Annotated in this window: 11 protein-coding genes; 5 read left to right on the top strand and 6 right to left on the bottom strand. The window is 72.8% G+C overall.

Annotated features, from left to right (window positions below; all coding sequences use genetic code 11):
• Window positions 1-237 precede the first annotated feature (237 nt).
• From Asi02nite_RS22395 to Asi02nite_RS22385, 3 genes are all read right to left on the bottom strand, one after another.
• On the bottom strand, window positions 238-5,685 hold the full coding sequence (locus Asi02nite_RS22395; RefSeq protein ID WP_203715846.1) for an ATP-binding protein: 5,448 nt from the start codon (window positions 5,683-5,685) through the stop codon (window positions 238-240).
• 159 nt (window positions 5,686-5,844) lie between these two features.
• Window positions 5,845-6,666 (bottom strand): class I SAM-dependent methyltransferase, encoded by an 822-nt coding sequence (locus tag Asi02nite_RS22390; protein WP_203715845.1) that lies wholly within the window; start codon window positions 6,664-6,666, stop codon window positions 5,845-5,847.
• A gap of 18 nt (window positions 6,667-6,684) precedes the next feature.
• A complete protein-coding gene (locus Asi02nite_RS22385; protein ID WP_203715844.1) occupies window positions 6,685-7,602 on the bottom strand; it encodes a LysR family transcriptional regulator in 918 nt (305 codons plus the stop codon).
• 70 nt (window positions 7,603-7,672) lie between these two features.
• Between Asi02nite_RS22385 and Asi02nite_RS22380 the strand changes: the two genes are divergently transcribed.
• Both Asi02nite_RS22380 and Asi02nite_RS22375 read left to right on the top strand, forming a co-directional pair.
• Window positions 7,673-8,563: a DMT family transporter gene (locus Asi02nite_RS22380; protein ID WP_203715843.1), complete on the top strand. Its 891-nt coding sequence runs from the start codon at window positions 7,673-7,675 to the stop codon at window positions 8,561-8,563.
• 34 nt (window positions 8,564-8,597) lie between these two features.
• Window positions 8,598-8,861, top strand: a complete 264-nt coding sequence (locus Asi02nite_RS22375) for a hypothetical protein (RefSeq protein ID WP_203715842.1) — start codon at window positions 8,598-8,600, stop codon at window positions 8,859-8,861.
• On the opposite strand, the gene Asi02nite_RS22370 is transcribed toward Asi02nite_RS22375, so the two are convergent.
• Together Asi02nite_RS22370 and Asi02nite_RS22365 are read right to left on the bottom strand one after the other, a co-directional pair.
• Window positions 8,834-9,391, bottom strand: coding sequence for a dihydrofolate reductase family protein (locus Asi02nite_RS22370; protein WP_203715841.1), 558 nt, complete (start codon window positions 9,389-9,391; stop codon window positions 8,834-8,836). The genes Asi02nite_RS22375 and Asi02nite_RS22370 overlap by 28 nt on opposite strands.
• An 89-nt stretch (window positions 9,392-9,480) precedes the next feature.
• Window positions 9,481-10,299 carry a cyclase family protein gene (locus tag Asi02nite_RS22365; RefSeq protein ID WP_203715840.1) on the bottom strand — a complete coding sequence of 273 codons (819 nt, stop codon included), beginning with the start codon at window positions 10,297-10,299 and terminating at the stop codon, window positions 9,481-9,483.
• A 182-nt stretch (window positions 10,300-10,481) separates the two neighbouring features.
• Here Asi02nite_RS22365 and Asi02nite_RS22360 point away from each other — a divergent pair, with 182 nt between their 5' ends.
• Window positions 10,482-13,148, top strand: coding sequence for a cellulose-binding domain-containing protein (locus Asi02nite_RS22360; RefSeq protein WP_203715839.1), 2,667 nt, complete (start codon window positions 10,482-10,484; stop codon window positions 13,146-13,148).
• Between the two features lie 410 nt (window positions 13,149-13,558).
• Here the strand turns inward: Asi02nite_RS22360 and Asi02nite_RS22355 are convergent, their stop codons facing one another.
• Complete coding sequence (locus Asi02nite_RS22355) at window positions 13,559-15,109, bottom strand: alkaline phosphatase D family protein (RefSeq protein ID WP_239126943.1); 1,551 nt, start codon at window positions 15,107-15,109, stop codon at window positions 13,559-13,561.
• A 153-nt stretch (window positions 15,110-15,262) separates the two neighbouring features.
• On the opposite strand from Asi02nite_RS22355, the gene Asi02nite_RS22350 reads away from it, so the two are divergent.
• Window positions 15,263-16,513, top strand: a complete 1,251-nt coding sequence (locus Asi02nite_RS22350; RefSeq protein WP_203715838.1) for an SLC13 family permease — start codon at window positions 15,263-15,265, stop codon at window positions 16,511-16,513.
• A partial coding sequence (locus Asi02nite_RS22345; protein WP_203715837.1) for a universal stress protein occupies window positions 16,510-17,046 on the top strand: 537 nt, incomplete at its 3' end. The genes Asi02nite_RS22350 and Asi02nite_RS22345, both read left to right, overlap by 4 nt.

Raw genomic sequence — 17,046 nt, 5'->3', positions numbered from 1 at the left:
CGAACGGCGGCCAGGCCGCGCGCCAGCGCTGGAGAACCAACACGAATGTTAGCGCTCACATGAATCGACGGGCGGCGTCGAGCCGGGATTCTGAGTTGTGGGGGTCAACCGCTCACATCGAGCTGAGCCGATATTGCCAGATGGTTTCGGCGCGTTCAAGAGGCAGCGGAACGACCATTCGCGCAGGCGCGCCGTAACAGAAACCAGAGAACGGTCTCTGTTACGGCGCGGACCCCGTCAGGACATCGCGCGTTCGATGGCCTCGATGATGCGCGGGCGCAGCTCCGCCGCGCTGATGATGGCGTCGACCGAGCCGACCTCGACGGCGCGCTGGATGCTGTGGACCCTGTCGAACTCCTGGGCCACCTCGCCCAGTTTCTCGGCCCGCACCGACGCCTGGACCTCGGCCAGGCGGGCGTTCAGCGCCGCCCGTTCCACGCCGCTCGCCGACGCGACCGACGTCTGCAACTCGGTCACCCGCGGGTCCGTCGCCGTGCGGTTGTTGACCTCGCCCGAGAAGACCACCGCCGCCGCCGGGGCGCCGCCCAGGACCGAGGCGAAGGAGCCCTCCAGCGCCAGCACCGTCATGTTCGGGTTCAGCGCCTTCGAGAAGACCACGAACGCGCCGCCGTGGTAGCGGGAGATGACGCAGAAGATGATCGGGCCCTCGAAGTTGACGATCGCCCGGCCGATCTCCGCGCCGTATTCCAGCTGCAGCTTGCGCATCGACTCCGGCGAGCCGTCGAAGCCCGACAGGTTCGCCAGCACCACCAGCGGGCGGTTGCCCGACGCCGCGTTGATGGCGCGGGCCGTCTTCTTCGACGAGCGCGGGAACAGCGTGCCCGCGGTGTAGGTGTCGGGGCCGTCGGTGGGCGGGAAGCCCCGCCGCGGCACCGACCGCGACTCGATGCCGATGAGACAGACGGGCCACCCACCGATGTGGACGTCCTGCACCGCCGAGGTCTCCGCGTCGGCCATGCCAGCCCAGCGTTCCAGCACCGCGTGGTCCTGGTCGGACAGTGCGCGCATCACCGTACGGATGTCGAACGCCTTCTTGCGGTCCGGGTTGTGCTCGGCCGAGAAGATCTGCCCCACGGTCGTGAAGTCGCTGCCGGCCACCACGTGCGGGAACGTCGAGACGTCACGGTCCGACGGGTCCGAGGTCGCGGCGCGCCGCGGGCCCGCCTCGCCCGGCACCACGTAGGTGTGGTCGTAGTGCGCCATCAACACGTCGCGCGCCGCGGGCAGGTTGGGCGCCCAGTACTGCGCCTGGCCGTTCGGGCCCATCACCCGGTCGTAGCCGCCGATGCCGAAGTTGTCCTCCGCCGACACGCCGCCGGAGAAGTCCAGGGACTGCTTGCCGGTCAGCACCATCGCCGAGTCCGGGGTCATCACCAGGATGCCCTTGGTGTGCATCAGCATCGTGGCCTCGGCGTTCCAGTAGGGCTGCGCGCCCACGTTGATGCCCGCCACCACGATGTTGATCTCGCCGCCGGCCTGGGTGAACGTGACGATCCGCTTGAGTGCCGCCGCGACCCAGTCCATGTTCTCGGTGCCCGACGACATCGAGATCCGCGCGCCGGCCGACAGGGCGAACCACTCCAGCGGCACACCCATCTCCGCCGCCAGGTCCAGCGCCGCGATCACCCGTGCGCACTCCGGCTCCGACAGCGCGCCCAACGCCTTGGTCGGGTCGCCGAGCAGCACCACCCGGGTGATCCCCTCCGGGTGCCGTTGCGTCGGCGTCGTCACCACACCCGCGACGATCGCGGCCGTGTTGCGCCCCTTGGGCCGGGAGACCGGCACGAGCGCACCGGACGCCGGGTCCAGGTCGTGCTCCACGAAGGACCCGAGCAGGGACGTCAGCTCGTACGGGTAGACGTTGCCGCGCCGCGCCGCCCGCAACACCTTCTGCCGGTAGTCGTCCAACGGCAGCACCGGCTCCGTCGACGGCTTGTCGACGTGCAGGGACGCACCGTTGCCGGCGTCCAGCGTGATGCGCACCGCGACCTCGGCCAGCTCCCCCGCGGCGTTGCGCTGCCGGGCGATGAACTGGACCTCCTCCAGGCCCGCCCCGGCCGTGGTCGGCAGGATCCGCTGGACGAGCGCGCCCAGCTCCTCCATCGTCAGCTCGGTCGACGGCCAGACGTACATCATCAGGCGGTTGGTGTCGTAGCGCTTGTTCTGCGGCCGCTGCGCCTGGATGTTGCGGATCGCGTCGAGGCCCGCGGTGATCGCGTCCTCCAGCGCCGGCAGCGCCACCAGCCGCCCGTCGGCCTCCCGCAGTGGCGTCAGGTCACGCACTTGGCCCATCGCGATCAGCCGCTCGTCGGCCGGGTTGCTCCGGGCGACGGCCTTGAACAAATAGATCTCCTCGTCGGCCGACGGCAGCCGGGTGAGGTCGAACTCGCGCAGCCGGTAGAGCTGCAGGCGCCCGGCGATCTGGGGGTGCAGGCCGCGGATCAGGCGGTCCTCGACGAGCTCGGCGCCGTCGGGGCGGTACGTGAAGTGGTGGTGCACCACGGCCCCGCTGGTGCCGGCCACGGTGGTGGTGATCCGGCGTACGCCGGTCGGCTGCGGCTGCGCGGCGATCATCTGCCCGAGCCGCACCGCCATCGCCTCGGCGTCCGGCTGGTCCTCCCAGGTGACGTAGAGGTCGGCGACCAGCCCCCGCCCCGGCGCGTCGGCGGCGAACCCCGCGACGGCGCCGAGCGCGTCCGGCAGCGCCGTGATGTCCACAGTGGTCGTCACGACCCGGGTGGCACCGCGTGCGTCGTTGTGCTCGGCGGTGACGAACCGGCACCCGGCCGCCTCGTGGACCGCGACCGACGACAACGCCCGGTTGCCGTAGTAGCGCCGGGTCAGCACCTCCAGCAACGGCGCGTGGTCCCGGCCCGGCCGGCCGACCCGCTGCCCGACCAGCCGCACCAGCGGCTCGTTGCTGGCCACCATGGCCTGGATCCGCGCGGCCCGGTCCGGCGCGGACGGGTTCTGGTCCAGATACTTCAGGTCGGCGCGGACGGCCGCGTACACCTTGGCCCGGTTGCGCCGCAGCAACGGCTGCGCGAACCAGCGGAACACCACGCCGCGGGAGAGGTCGGAGACGGCCGGGAAGCGCACCTGCGTCGCCGAGACCAGGTGCTCCAGCGCGAGCCCGCACCGCTCCAGCAGCGGCTCGACCGGTGACGCGCCGGCCAGCCACTGCCGCAGCAGCTCCGAGACGATCGCCACCGACGTGCTCATCTGCTGCTGCGCGAGGAAGATCCGGAACACCGCGGCCTCGAGCTCCGGGGTGCGGTCGAGCCCGGTGATCCCGTAGTGCGCGAGCACGGTGGTCAGCTTGGCCTGGAAGCTCTCCGGGACGCCCGCCCGCTCGACGTCGAGGCTCTGCAGGTAGGAGTGGAACGACTCGCGCGGGCTGTGCACCGGGCTGTCCGACTCGCCGTCGAGCTCCCCGCTCGGCTTGTTGCGGCTCAGCTCCGACAGGTCGGCGAACACGGTGAACAGGTCGAGCTCGCCCGCGCTCGGCTGGCCGCCCAACTCGGCGCGAGCCGCCAGGTAACGAGCCAGCACCCGCTTGTGGTCGCGGACGTCGCCGTCGAAGCCGAGCAGCAGGCCGCGCAGGTCGGCCAGGGCGTGGGCGGCCCGCTGCGCCGCGGTGCCGTCGGGCGCCGGGCCCGGCAGCTCGATCTCGGCGACGGCGGACTCGGCGGCGGCCTCCTCGCCACCCAGGGGCTCGAGCCGCATCAGCGGCGCGCCGGTCTCGACCTGGCTGCCGACCGACACCGCACACTCGCGGACCCGGGCGCGGAACGGCGCGCGCAGCACCGTCTCCATCTTCATGCTCTCGAGGACGAGGATCGGGGCCCCCGCCTCGACCTCGTTGCCGACGGCGAGCGGAGTGGCGACCACCAGCGCGGGCGCGGGCGAGCGGACGACGCCGCCCTCGTCGCGGCTGATCCGGTGGGTGACGCCGTCGACCTCGACCAGGTGGACCGGCCCGTGGGTGGCCGAGACCAGCCGGAAGCGGTGGCCGTTGACGACGATCTGCCCGTTGTACGCGTCGAACCGGTCGAGCTCGACGTCGGCATATTCTTCGCCGATGCCGACCCGGAAGCGCCTGGCGCCGGCGCGCGCGACGGCGACCCGGTAGCCGGCCCCGCGCAGCTTGAGGTCGAGCGGGCGGCCCGGGTCGTGGTGCACCTGCGGGCGGCCGCCGTGCGCGGTGGCCAGCAACCGGGAGCGGCTGACCTCCTCCTCGTCCTCGTACGCCTCGATCGCGGCGGCGGCCAGGGCGACGGCGGAGTGCCGGTGGCTGACGAGGCGGCCCTCGCCGCGGACCCGGTCGATCCAGCCGGTGTCGGCGCTCGCGTCGATCACCTCGGGCTGGTCGAGCAGGTCGAGCACGAAGCTCTTGTTGGTGGCGCCGCCCTCGATGATCACCGTGGTCTCGGTCATCGCCCGGCGCAACCGGCCCAGGGCGTGCTCGCGGTCGTGTCCGTACGCGATGATCTTGGCGATCATCGAGTCGAAGTCGGCCGGGATGGTGTCGCCCTCGCTGACGCCGGTGTCGACCCGGATGCCGGGGCCGGCGGGCAGCACCAGGCGCGCGATCCGGCCGGGCGCGGGGGCGAAGTCGCGGTCGGGGTCCTCGGCGTTGAGCCGGGCCTCGACGGCGTGACCCTGCTCGGCCGGCTGCTCACCGGAGAGCGAGCCACCCGCCGCCACGTGCAACTGCAGCCGGACCAGGTCGGTGCCGGTGGTGATCTCGGTGATCGGGTGCTCGACCTGGAGGCGGGTGTTGACCTCGAGGAACGCGAACAGCTTCTCGCCGGGGTGGTAGAGGAACTCGACGGTGCAGGCACCGCGGTAGCCCACCGCCACCGCGAGCCGTTCCGCCGACGACTTCAACGACGCGACCTGGTCGGGGGCGAGGACCGGCGAGGCCGACTCCTCGATGATCTTCTGGTTGCGCCGCTGGACGGAACAGTCGCGGACGCCCAGCGCCCACGCGGTGTGCCCGTCGGCGATGACCTGGACCTCGACGTGCCGAGCGCCGGTGACCAGGCGCTCCAGGAAGACGACGCCGGAGCCGAACGCGCGCAGGGCCTCCTGGCTGGTCCGCTCGTACGCGTCGGCCAGTTCGTCGCCCGACGCGACCTTGCGGATGCCGCGCCCGCCGCCGCCCGCGGTGGCCTTGAGCATCAGCGGGTAGCCGATCCGCTCACCGGCGCGCAGCGCGTCCTCCAGCGTGGCGACCTCGCCGCGGCTCCACGGCGCGACCGGGACGCCGACCTCCTCGGCGATCAGCTTCGCGCCGATCTTGTCACCGAGCTTGCGCATGGCCTCGGCGCTCGGGCCGACGAAGGTGACGCCGAGCTTCTCGCACAGTTCGGCGAACGCCGGGTCCTCGGCGACGAAGCCCCAGCCGACCCAGGCGGCGTCGGCCCGCGTCTCGACGAGCGCGCGCTCCAGCACCGCGTGGTCGAGATAGGGCCGGGCCGAGGCGGGACCCAACGGGTACGCGATGTCGGCGGCGCGGACGAACGTGGCGTTGCGGTCGGCGTCGGTGTAGAGCGCGATCGTCTGGATCCGCTCCCCGGTTTCCGCCGACAGGTCCCGGACGGCGTGGATGAGCCGCATCGCGGCCTCTCCGCGGTTGACGATGGCGACACGACTGAACACCGGCTGAGCCTCCCACTACGCGTGCGCGGCAGGCACGTCCGGATCTCGGGTCGGCCACCTGCGCTCCGCCATTACCCTGCCCGATTACCCTCCGGTACACCAACGCACCACCCGCGCATGGCGCGGCGGACACGTTGTAGGGACCTTACAAAAGATGCCTCACCATGAGTGATGCTCCGATGCGGAATTCGTGAGCGACGTTCGGCAGAGGATCTCGCCGTGCGGTACGAGGAACCAGCCGTCCTCGATCGCGGCCCACTCGCGCCAGCCGTCGGCCATCCGGGTCAGGGCGGCGCGGTCGGCGAGGCCGAGCGCGAGCGCCCGTTCGCCCAGCGCCGACCCGAGCACCCGGTCGGCCCACTGTTCACCCCACCAGGCGCGGTCGGCCGGCGTCGCGAAACACCAGGTGGACGCGGTGGCCGTGGCGTCGAGGCCGGCCGCGCGAGCCCAGGAGAGCAGGCGCCGGCCGGCGTCGGGCTCGCCGCCGTTGGCCCGGGCCACACGGCGGTACAGCTCGCGCCATTCCGACAAGGCGGGCACTTCGGGCCACCAGGCGAACGCCCCGTAGTCGCTGTCGCGGGCCGCGACCAGGCCGCCGGGCCGGCAGACCCGGGCCATCTCGCGCAGCGCGGCGACCGGGTCGGCGACGTGCTGGAGCACCTGGTGGGCGTGCACGACGTCAAAGCTCCCGTCGGCGAAGCCCAGCGCGTGCACGTCGTCGACGGCGAACTCGACGGCGACCCCGCGCTCGCGCGCGACCGCGCGGGCCGCGTCGAGGGCGGCGGGCGCGGTCTCGACGGCGGTCACGGACCCGACCCGGGTGGCCAGGTCGGCGGTGATGGTCCCGGGGCCGCAGCCGACGTCGAGCAGCCGGTCGTCGGGGGTCAGCGCGGGCAGCAGGTAGGCGGCGGAGTTCTCGGCGGTGCGCCGGCTGTGGGCGCGCAGCACCGACTCGTGGTGCCCGTGTGTGTAGACGACCATGCGCTGACCGTACGCCGGTCATCCCGTTATGCGAGAGGGAACTCCTACTTCCTGGGACAGCGCGTCGACCAGCGCGCGGGTCGCCGGGTCCTGGGCGCGGCGCCGGGCGATCGCCACGCCGATGTGCCGGGCCGGGCGCGGGGGTTCCAGCGGCACCATCACGAGCCCGCCGGCGTCGGCGGTCAGGGCGGTGTGCGGCACGAGGCTGATCCCGACGCCGACCTTCACCAGCGACTGGGCGAACACGTAGTCGGTGCCCCGGCACGCGACGTCGACCTCGAACCCGGCCAGCCCGGCGTAGTGGTCGAGCATGTCGGCGGCCGTCAGGCAGCCCTGCACCCAGCGCTCGCCGCGCAGGTCGGCCATCGCGACGCCGTCGCGGCCGGCGAGCCGGTGGCCGGCCGGCAGCACGATCCACATCGGATCCTCGAGCAGCGGGATCCAGGTCAGGCCCGAGCGGTCGTCCGGGCGTACCGGTGGCGCGCCCTCGTAGTGGTAGGTGAGCGCGAGGTCGGCGGCGCCGGAGCGCACCTGGAGCAGGCTGTCGGCGGGCTCGCTCTCCAGCACGGTCAGCGACACCTCGGGATGCGCCGTGCGGAACCGGATCAACGCGCCCGGCAGCAGGCGCTGGCCGCCGCTCGCGAACGTGGCGACGGTCAGCCGCGGGCCCGCGGCGCTCAGCCGGGCGATCTCGCGCTCCGCGCACTCGAGCTCGGCGGCGATCGTGTCGGCCGCGTCGACCAGCACGCGGCCGGCGTCGGTGATCTCGATGCCGCGGGTGCTGCGGCAGACCACGCTGGCGCCCAGCGACCGCTCGAGCGCGCTGATCTGCTGTGAGACGGCCGACGGGGTCAGCCGCAGGGCGGCCGCGGCGCGGTTGAAGCTGCCCTGCCGGGCGACTTCACGGAAAACGCGGAGACGCTGCACGTCGATCATCAGTTTTCCTTAATACGAGCAACCCAAATCATCACTACCGCTGAATACGGTACGGCGTGAAGCTCATGGTGTGAATCGTCGAGCCTGGATCCTTTTCGCCCTGGTCGCCGTGCTCTGGGGCATCCCGTACCTGCTGATCAAGATCGCCATCGAGGACCTGTCGCCGATGATGGTCGTGTTCGGCCGGGTGGCGATCGCGGCCCTCGTGCTGGTGCCGGTCGCCGCCGTGCAGGGCAGTCTGCGGGCCCTGCGCCGGAACGCCGTGCCGGTGGTGGTCCTCGGACTGATCCACATCGTCGGGCCGTTCCTGCTGATCACGTACGGCGAGGTGCACATCAGCTCCTCGCTGACCGGCCTGCTGATCGCCATCGAGCCGGTGCTCATCGCGCTGCTGATGCTGCGCGCCGAGCCCGTGACGCCCGTGCGCGCCGGGGGCCTGGCCCTCGGCCTCGTCGGTGTGGCCGTCCTGGTCGGGCTCGACGTCTCCGGTGACCGCCTCGGCCTGCTCGGCGCGGGGATGATCCTGCTGGCGACGCTGCTCTACGCGGTGGCCACCGTCTACGTGCAGCGGCGGGCCGCCGACCTGCCACCGACGGCGCTGGTCGCCGGCACCACCACGGTCGCCACCGTCGTGCTGGCCCCGTTCGCGGCGTTCTCGCTGCCGACCGGCGCGGTCAGCGGCGGCTCCTGGGTCGCCCTGCTCGCCCTCGGCCTGCTCTGCACCGCGGTCGCCCTGCTCGCCTTCTACGGCCTGATCGGCGAGGCCGGCCCCAACCGCGCGGGCCTGGTCACGTACGCGAACCCGGTGGTCGCCGTCCTCCTCGGCGTGGCCATCCTGGACGAGCCGATCGGCGTCAGCACCCTGGCCGGCTTCGCGCTGATCGTGGCGGGCTGCTGGCTCTCCACCCGGCCGGCCCCGGCACCGGCACCCGTCGTCGAATGCACCATGGCGGCCCGCTAGGCCGGGCCGCCCGTAGACAGGCAGAATCCTCGACGTGACCACATGGGAGTACGCCCGGCTCGAGTACCGGGCCGCCGGCACGTTCGGCGGCGACCAGTTCATGGACTGGAACGCCACCTTCCACCACGCGGAGGGGGCGGAGCGCTGGGGCACCGACGAGCGGTTCAACGACATGCGCCACCTCAACCGGGCGGGCGGCGCGGGCTGGGAGTGCTACAACCGCGCCGCCACGTACTTCTCCAACGAGCCGCACCGCCTGCACGGCGTCACCTACTCGCTGCGGCGGCCGACCGCGTAGCGCAGGTGGGTCGCCGTCCCGACGACGGTCCCGGCGACCGGGCTCACGTCGGCGATCTCGCCGTCGAAGAGCCGGGTGCCGCCGCCGAGCAGGATCGGCACGAGGTGCAGGCAGATCTCGTCGAGCAGGCCGGCCCGCAGCACCTGCCGGGCGACGTCGGCGCCCATCACGTAGACGTCCTTGTCGCCCGCGGCCTCCTTGGCCCGGCTGACCGCGTCGGTCAACGTGCCGAAGCCGAAGGCACCGCCGTTGTCGCCCACGAAGTCCGGGCGGGGCCGGTGGGTGACCACGAAGGTGGGCACGCCCGGCCACGGCGTGCCGCCCCAGAGCGGCAGGCCGAGGTCGAACGTGTGGCGGCCGACGACCACCGCGCCGACCGCCGCGTCGACCTCGCGGCGCACGTCGACGTCGGTGGCCATCCACTCGTGCAGCGCCTCGCCGCCGGCGCCCATCGGGACCTCGGCGCGGACGTCGGGCCCGGCCGTGAAACCGTCGAGAGACGCCGAGACGTCCAGCACTACCTTGCTCATGGTCGCGACCTCCGCGTTCCGTGGCGCCGCGGTCCGGCGCCTGGCACGAGCGACGTCGGAGCCGCGCCGGCCGTTTCGACAGCCGCGGGCTACCAGGTCGCGAAAACTCTGGCCTGGCCGCCGGAGCCGCCCTCGTACGGGATCAGGCCGACCATGACGGTGGCGCCGTGCTTCGGGACCCGGTGCAGGTCGGCGACGTTCTCCACGCCGTACCGGTCGGCACCGAGCAGGACCAGGTGGGTGTCGAAGGTGGCCGAGACGCCGGGGTCGATGCTGAGCGTGTCGACACCGAGGCTGCGGATGCCGCGCCGGCGCAGGAGCCACTCGCAGGCGTCCGCGCTGAAGCCCGGGAAGTGCAGCGTGCCGGCCGCGTCGGTGCCGCGGTACGCGTCGGGGTCGCCGACCTTGGCGCCCCAGCCCGAGTACATGAACACCGCCGCACCGCGCGGGATGCGCTCGTAGCGGCGCTCGTACGCGAGGAGGTCGTCGACCGTCACCGTCGTGTCGGGATCGCGGGCGGCCCGCCTGGCGATGTCGACGACGACCACGGGCGCCACCAACTCGTCGATCCGGATGTCGGTGGCCAGCCGCCCACCGGCGACGAAGTGCCCGGGCGCGTCGACGTGCGTGCCGTAGTGCTCCAGGATGCGCCACTCCTGCATGTAGTAGCCGTTGTCCTCGATGGTCACGTAGGTCCGCCGTGCCGCCTCCTCACCCGGCGCGAAGGCGAGGAACGCGGTGGTCAGCGGGTAGGTGAGGTCGGCGAGTCCGCGCCTGCTCCCGGACGCCTGAGCGGGTGCGGCGGGCAGGGCCGCACCGGCGGCGACGAGCGCGCCGCCGAACAGTGCCGCGCGCCGCGTGACGGCGCCGGCCTTCGTGGAGTGCTGAGCTGCATGCGTCGTGCACATGCCGACCATCACACCATTGACAGGTCCCATTGGCACGTGTGAATCTCGGCGGCGAGGCCGAGCGTGGGAGCCGGGCCGGGTGCGGCGCCAGGGCAGCGCGCCGCACGACTCCGTTCCGCCTTCCGTCCGCGCCCGGTCGTGGGCCTCCTGCTGTGCGCGACACCGCACACCGAGAGGCAACCATGCGATCTCTTCGCACCTGGGGGCCGGCCCTCGCCGCGATCGTCCTGGCCGCGGCGGCCGTCCTCACCGTCCTCGCGCCCGCACCCGCGCTGCGGCCCGTCGCCGCGCCCAGCGACGCGTACACGTGGCGCAACGTCCGGATCGACGGCGGCGGCTTCGTACCCGGAATCGTCTTCAACCCTGGCCAACGCGACCTGATCTACGCCCGGACAGACATCGGCGGCGCGTACCGCTGGAACGCCGGCACCGGCTCCTGGATCCCCCTGCTCGACTGGGTCGGCTGGGACCGCTGGGGCTGGAACGGCGTGCTCAGCATCGCCGCGGATCCGGTGCAGACCAACAGGGTGTACGCCGCCGTCGGCATGTACACGAACAGCTGGGATCCCAACAACGGGGCGATCCTGCGCTCCACCGACCGCGGCTCCACCTGGTCCGCGTACCAACTGCCGTTCAAGGTCGGTGGCAACATGCCCGGTCGCGGTCAGGGTGAGCGGCTCGCGGTCGACCCCAACAACGGCCGCGTCCTCTACTACGGCGCAGAGGGCGGCAACGGGCTGTGGCGCAGCACCGACTACGGGGTCTCGTGGGCGAAGGTGACCGCGTTCCCCAACGCCGGCAACTACGCGCAGGACCCGTCCGATCCGAACGGCTACCTGACCGGCAACCAGGGGGTCACGTGGGTCGAGTTCGACCCGTCGACGGGGTCCTCCGGGTCGTCGACGCGCACCATCTACGTCGGTGTGGCCGACAAGCAGAACCCGGTCTACCGCAGTACGGACGCCGGCGTGACGTGGCAACGGATTCCCGACCAGCCGACGGGCTACCTCGCCCACAAGGCGGTCATCGACCCGACCGCCGGCTTCCTCTACATCGCGACCAGCGACACCGGCGGCCCGTACGACGGTGGCAAGGGTGACGTCTGGAAGCTGTCGCGGTCGACCGGCGCGTGGACCCGGGTCAGCCCGGTGCCGTCGACGAGCGCGGACGCCTACTACGGCTACAGTGGACTGACGATCGACCGGCAGAACCCGGGCACGCTGGTGGTCGCCACGCAGATCTCGTGGTGGCCCGACGTCGTCTTCTTCCGCACGCGCGACGGTGGCGCCACGTGGTCGCGGGTGTGGGACTACAACGGCTATCCCAACCGGGTCAACCGCTACACGATGGACATCTCCGCGAACCCGTGGCTCGACTTCAACACGGCGCCGTCCGCGCCGGAGCAGACACCGAAGCTCGGGTGGATGACGGAGTCGCTGGAGATCGACCCGTTCGACTCCAACCGCCTGTTGTACGGCACCGGCGCCACTGTTTATGCCACCACCAACCTGACCGCGTGGGACACCGCGAGCGGCACGTTCACGGTCCGGCCGATGGCCCGTGGGCTGGAGGAGACCGCGGTGCTCGACCTGGTCAGCCCGCCGTCCGGCGCGCCGCTGGTGAGCGCGCTGGGCGACATCGGCGGCTTCCGGCACGACGACCTGACCGCGGTGCCGGCGTCGTTCCACGACACGCCGAACCTGGGCAGCAACACGAGCCTGGACTTCGCGGAGGCGAACCCGTCGGTCATGGTCCGGGTCGGCAACGGCGACCGCGCGGCGAACCCGGGGTTGAACCGGATCGGTGTGTCCACGGACGGCGGCCGCACGTGGTACCAGGGCCAGGAGCCCGGCGGCGTGACGGGCGGCGGCACGGTCGCGATCGCGACGGACGCGAGCGCGGTGGTGTGGAGCCCGGCGGGCACGGGCGTGCACTACTCGACGTCGCGCGGGAGCTCGTGGACGGCGTCGTCGGGGATCCCGGCCGGTGCGCAGGTCGAGGCGAGCCGGACGAGCCCGTCGCGGTTCTTCGGCCTGGCGGCGGGCCGCGTGTACGCGAGCACGGACGGCGGGCGGACCTTCACGGGCGGGGGATCCGGGTTGCCGGACGACGGCAAGCTCCGCACGGTCGGCGGCGACGTCTGGGTGGCGGGCTCCGGCGGCCTGTACCGGTCGACGGACAACGGCGCCACGTTCACCCGCCTCGCGTCGGTGTCGAGCGCGGTCAACGTGGGCTTCGGCAAGGCGGCACCGGGTCGCTCGCACCCGGCGGTCTTCGTGGTCGGCACGGTCGACGGGGTCCGCGGGGTCTACCGCTCGGACGACACGGGCGGATCGTGGGTGCGGATCAACGACGACCAGCACCAGTACGGCAACGCGGGCGAGGCCCTGACGGGCGACCCGCGGGTCTTCGGCCGGGTCTATCTGGGCACGAACGGCCGGGGCATCCTGGTCGCGGACCGCACGGGCCCGGACCCGACGGCGGGCCCGACGTCCTCCCCCACGGCGACCCCGACGGCCGGCCCGACCGCGACACCGACGACGACGCCCGGCGGCTGCACGGCCACCTACCGCACGACGGGCTCGTGGTCGGGCGGCTTCCAGGGGGAGGTGACGGTCCGCAACACAGGACCGACCCCGACATCGACGTGGACGGTCACCTGGCCGTACCCCAACGGCCAACGCATCACCCAACTCTGGGGCGGCGACCACACCCAACAGGGCGCGACGGTAACGGTCCGCAACACGTCGTGGAACGGCACGCTGACCCCGAACGCCACGACGACGTTCGGCTTCCTCGCCAGCGGCACGGCCGCCACGCCATCCACGGTGACCTGCCAACGAACCTGAGGCAATAACACGAGGCGCGCCGCCATAGGGGGCGGCGCGCCTCGTCTCGGCTGTCAAATGTCATTCAGGAATGCATGGACAAGGACACCTTCTACGTCACCGCTCAGACCCTTGCCGCAGCCGTCGAGTTCGCTGACGACCTCAACGACCGTCTCCACCGGATCATTCGCACATCCGACAAACTCACCGCGCTGCTGCCCGGGACCCGGTCCACCCGACTGGGGGCGCACCCAGCTCCGGACAGCCGTGCGCGACACGCCGCAGGATGCGGCGGAGGTTCTCGCGAGTCTCGGCTACGAGGTCGCCAAGAAGGACGGAGAGTTCCCTCCCGACAGGCTGGACCGTCTGCGGGCTTACTGAGCCCTGGTCAGCGGGGATGCACCGTGCCGCGGTGCACCCCCGCTGCCCTGCTAGGCCGGCTCGGTGTGGACGCCGGGGCGGCCGTCCTCGACCACGAAGCTCGCGATCGTCGAGACCGGGGCGTCCGGTGTCGTCACCGCCGGGATCGCGCGGTAGTCCGTGCGCAGCGTGTCGTTCGTCGCCGTGACCCGGACGTAGCCGCGGCGGGCGTCGTAGAACTTCATGTGCGGGTTCGAGGCCAGCCACTCCGCCCCGCGGGTGTCCATCGGTGCGCCGTCGCCGCCCGAGGTGATCGAGGTGCCCAGGAACTCGACGCCGACCGTACGCGAAGCCGGGTCGTCGAAGTTGGTCTTGAGCTCTGCCACCATGCCGCAGTGGGCGTCGCCCGTCACGACGACCATGTTGTCGATCCGGCGGCGGGCCACCGCGTCGAACAGGCGCTGGCGGGCCGGCTCGTAGCCGTTCCAGTTGTCGTTCGGCAGGATCTCGCCCGGGCCGGGATCCCGGTCCGCCTTCGCTATCACCGTCTGCTGGGCCACGATGTTCCACGTGCCGGCCGAGTGGCTCAGGCCGTCGACCAGCCACCTCTCCTGCTCCGCGCCCAGCATCGAGCGGGACGGGTCGTCCAGCGACACCGGGTCCGTCGTCTGGTCCGAGCGGTCTTGGCGCCCGTCCAGGAGGTTGAACTCCGCCAGGCGGCCGTACCGCAGCCGCCGGTAGATCCGCATGTCGGCGCCTCGCGGCACCTGCGAGCGGCGCAGCGGCATGTGCTCGTAGTACGCCTGGTAGGCGGCCGCCCTGCGGCGTACGAACGACGCCGGGTCCTGGGCCGCGTCCTCCGAGATCTCGTCGGCGTAGTTGTTCTCGACCTCGTGGTCGTCCCAGGTGACCGCCCACGGGAAGCGGGCGTGGGCGAGTTGCAGGTCGGCGTCGGTCTTGTACTGCGCGTGCCGCACCCGGTAGTCGGCCAGCGAGAAGATCTCCGCCGCCGGCAGGTGGGGCCGGCCCAGCGCACCCGCCGCCGGGCCCTCGTAGATGTAGTCGCCGAGGTGCAGCACCAGGTCCAGGTCCTCGGCGGCCAGGTGCCGGTAGGCGGTGAAGTACCCGGTCGGGTAGTTGGAGCAGGACACGAACGCGAAGTTCACCTCACGCGGCCGGGACAACACCGACGGAGCGGTCCGGGTACGCCCGACGGGGCTGACCGCGTTGCCGGTGCGGAAACGGAAGTAGTACTCCCGGTCGGCCCGCAGGCCGTGCACCTCGGCGTGCACCGAGTGACCGAGCTCGGGCGTGGCCCGCTCGACGCCGTGCTTGACGACGTGGCGGAACCGGGAGTCCTCCGCGACCTCCCAGCGGACCGGCACGACGTGCCGGCTCATCCCGCCGAGGCCGTCGGCGACCAGCGGCTCGGGCGCGAGGCGGGTCCAGAGCACGACGCCGTCGGCCTGCGGGTCACCGGAGGCGACACCCAGCGTGAACGGGTCGGTCTGATGCTTGGGGTCCGCGAGCACCGGCGCGGCGCTGACGCCGGCGATCGAGGCGGTGAGTCCGACGCCACCGGCGCCGGCAAGAGTGAGGAGCTGTCGACGGTCGATACGCATGGCAGGCTTCGCCTTCCGGTGGGCAAACGCGTACCCCATCGATGATCACGATTTAGGTGAGTGCCGGGTTGCGACCGGTTGATCGCTGGTTGACCAGTTGCCGGCGGGGCGCCGCCGGGCAGGTGAGCCGCACCGCCCGTACCCTGGCCGTCTGTGTCGACCGTGTGGGCCGTGCTGCTGCTGGCCGCTGTGCTGGCGTTCGCCGTGGTCCGCCCGCGCGGGCTGCCGGAGGCGGCCGCCGCCGTGCCGGCCGCCGCGATCGCGGTCGGCGGCGGCCTGGTGCCGTGGGCGGCGGCCCGCGACGAGATGGTCATGCTCGGCCCGACCGTCGGCTTCCTCGCCGCGATCCTGGCCCTCGCGTACCTGGCCGACAGGTGGGGCGTCTTCGGGTACGCCGGCGGGCTGGCGGCCCGGGCGGCGCGCGGCAGCCCGACCCGGCTGCTGACCGTCGTCTTCGGCATCGCCGCAGCCGTCACGGCGGTGCTCAGCCTCGACGCGACCGTGGTGCTCCTCACGCCGGTGGTGTTCGCGACCGCGGCCGCCGCCGGGGTGCGGGCCCGGCCGCCGGTCTACGCGTGCACCCACCTGGCCAACGCGGGCTCGCTGCTGCTGCCGGTGGCCAACCTGACCAACCTCCTCGCGTTCGGCGCGACCGGCCTCACGTTCCTCGGCTTCGCCGGGATGATGGCGCTGCCGTGGCTGGCGGTGCTCGTCGTCGAGTACGCCGTGTTCCGCTGGTTCTTCGCCGGCGACCTCGCGACGCCGGCCCGGCCCCAGCCGGTCCAACCCGTGCCGGCGCCGCGGTTCGCGCTGGTCGTGCTGGCCCTGACGCTGGCGGGCTTCGCCGCCGCCGAGCCGATGGGGGTGGCGCCGGCCTGGGTCGCGGCCGGCGGCGCCGTCGTGCTGGCGGTGCCGCTGGTGGTACGGGCGACCGACCGCCGCCGCACGGCCTGGGAGGTCGCCCGGTCGACCAACCCGCTGTTCTGCTTCTTCGTCTTCGGCCTCGGGGTGGTGGTGCTGGCGCTGCGCCGCAACGGCCTCGACGACCTGATCGCCACGCTCACCCCGCGCAGCGCCGACTTCCTCGGCCTGCTCGCGGTGGCCGGGCTGGCGGCGCTGCTGGCCAACCTGGTCAACAACGTGCCGGCGACGCTGGTGCTCGTACCCGTGGTCGCGCACTCGCCGGGTCTCGTGCTGGCCGCGCTGATCGGGGTGAACGTCGGCCCGAACCTCACCTACGTGGGCTCGCTGGCCACGCTGCTCTGGCGGCGCATCCTGCACGCCCGGGACGAGCCACCCACCGCCTCGGCGTTCCTGCGGCTCGGCCTGGCCACCGTACCGGCGTGTCTGCTCGCGGCGGTTGTGGCGCTATGGGTGGCTCTGAAACTATCCACAGTGCTATGAACGTGGTCGTCTGGCTGGCGGAGGGCACCTGGCAGGCGTGCGTGGACGCCGCCGCCGAGGTCGCGCCCGCGTCGGCGTCGGTCACGCTGCTGCACGTCACCGACCCGGCCCTGGCCTCCGACGTGTCGGACGCGTACGCGGGCATGGTGGGCCGGGGCACGCGCGACGATCCGGGCGTGGCCGTGGGCGCCGCCGCCGCGCACGCCGAGGAGGCGCTCCTGGCCGCCGCGGCGGCGCGGCTCGACCGGCCGTCCTCCCCCGTGCGGCGCCGGGGCCGGCTGGAGCGCGAGGTCGTCGCGGCCGCCGAGGGCGCCGACCTGCTCGTCGTGGCGCGCGACGGGCCGGTCAGCCGGCTCGGCCCACGCAGCCTCAACCCACCGACGCGGTTCGTCGTCGACCACGCGCCGTGCGCGGTGCTGCTCGTCTGGCCGACCGCCCCGCCACCGGTGGGCACGATCCCGCCAGAGCCACCGCACAAGGCGGCGCCGCCGCACAAGGCCGCACCGCCGCACAAGGCGCCGCCTCCGCCGCCC

This window comes from Asanoa siamensis (assembly GCF_016862555.1).
GTDB classification, from domain to species: Bacteria; Actinomycetota; Actinomycetes; order Mycobacteriales; family Micromonosporaceae; genus Asanoa; species Asanoa siamensis.
Note: the sequence above shows the minus strand (reverse complement) of the source record. Positions and strands in the feature narration are given on the sequence as shown.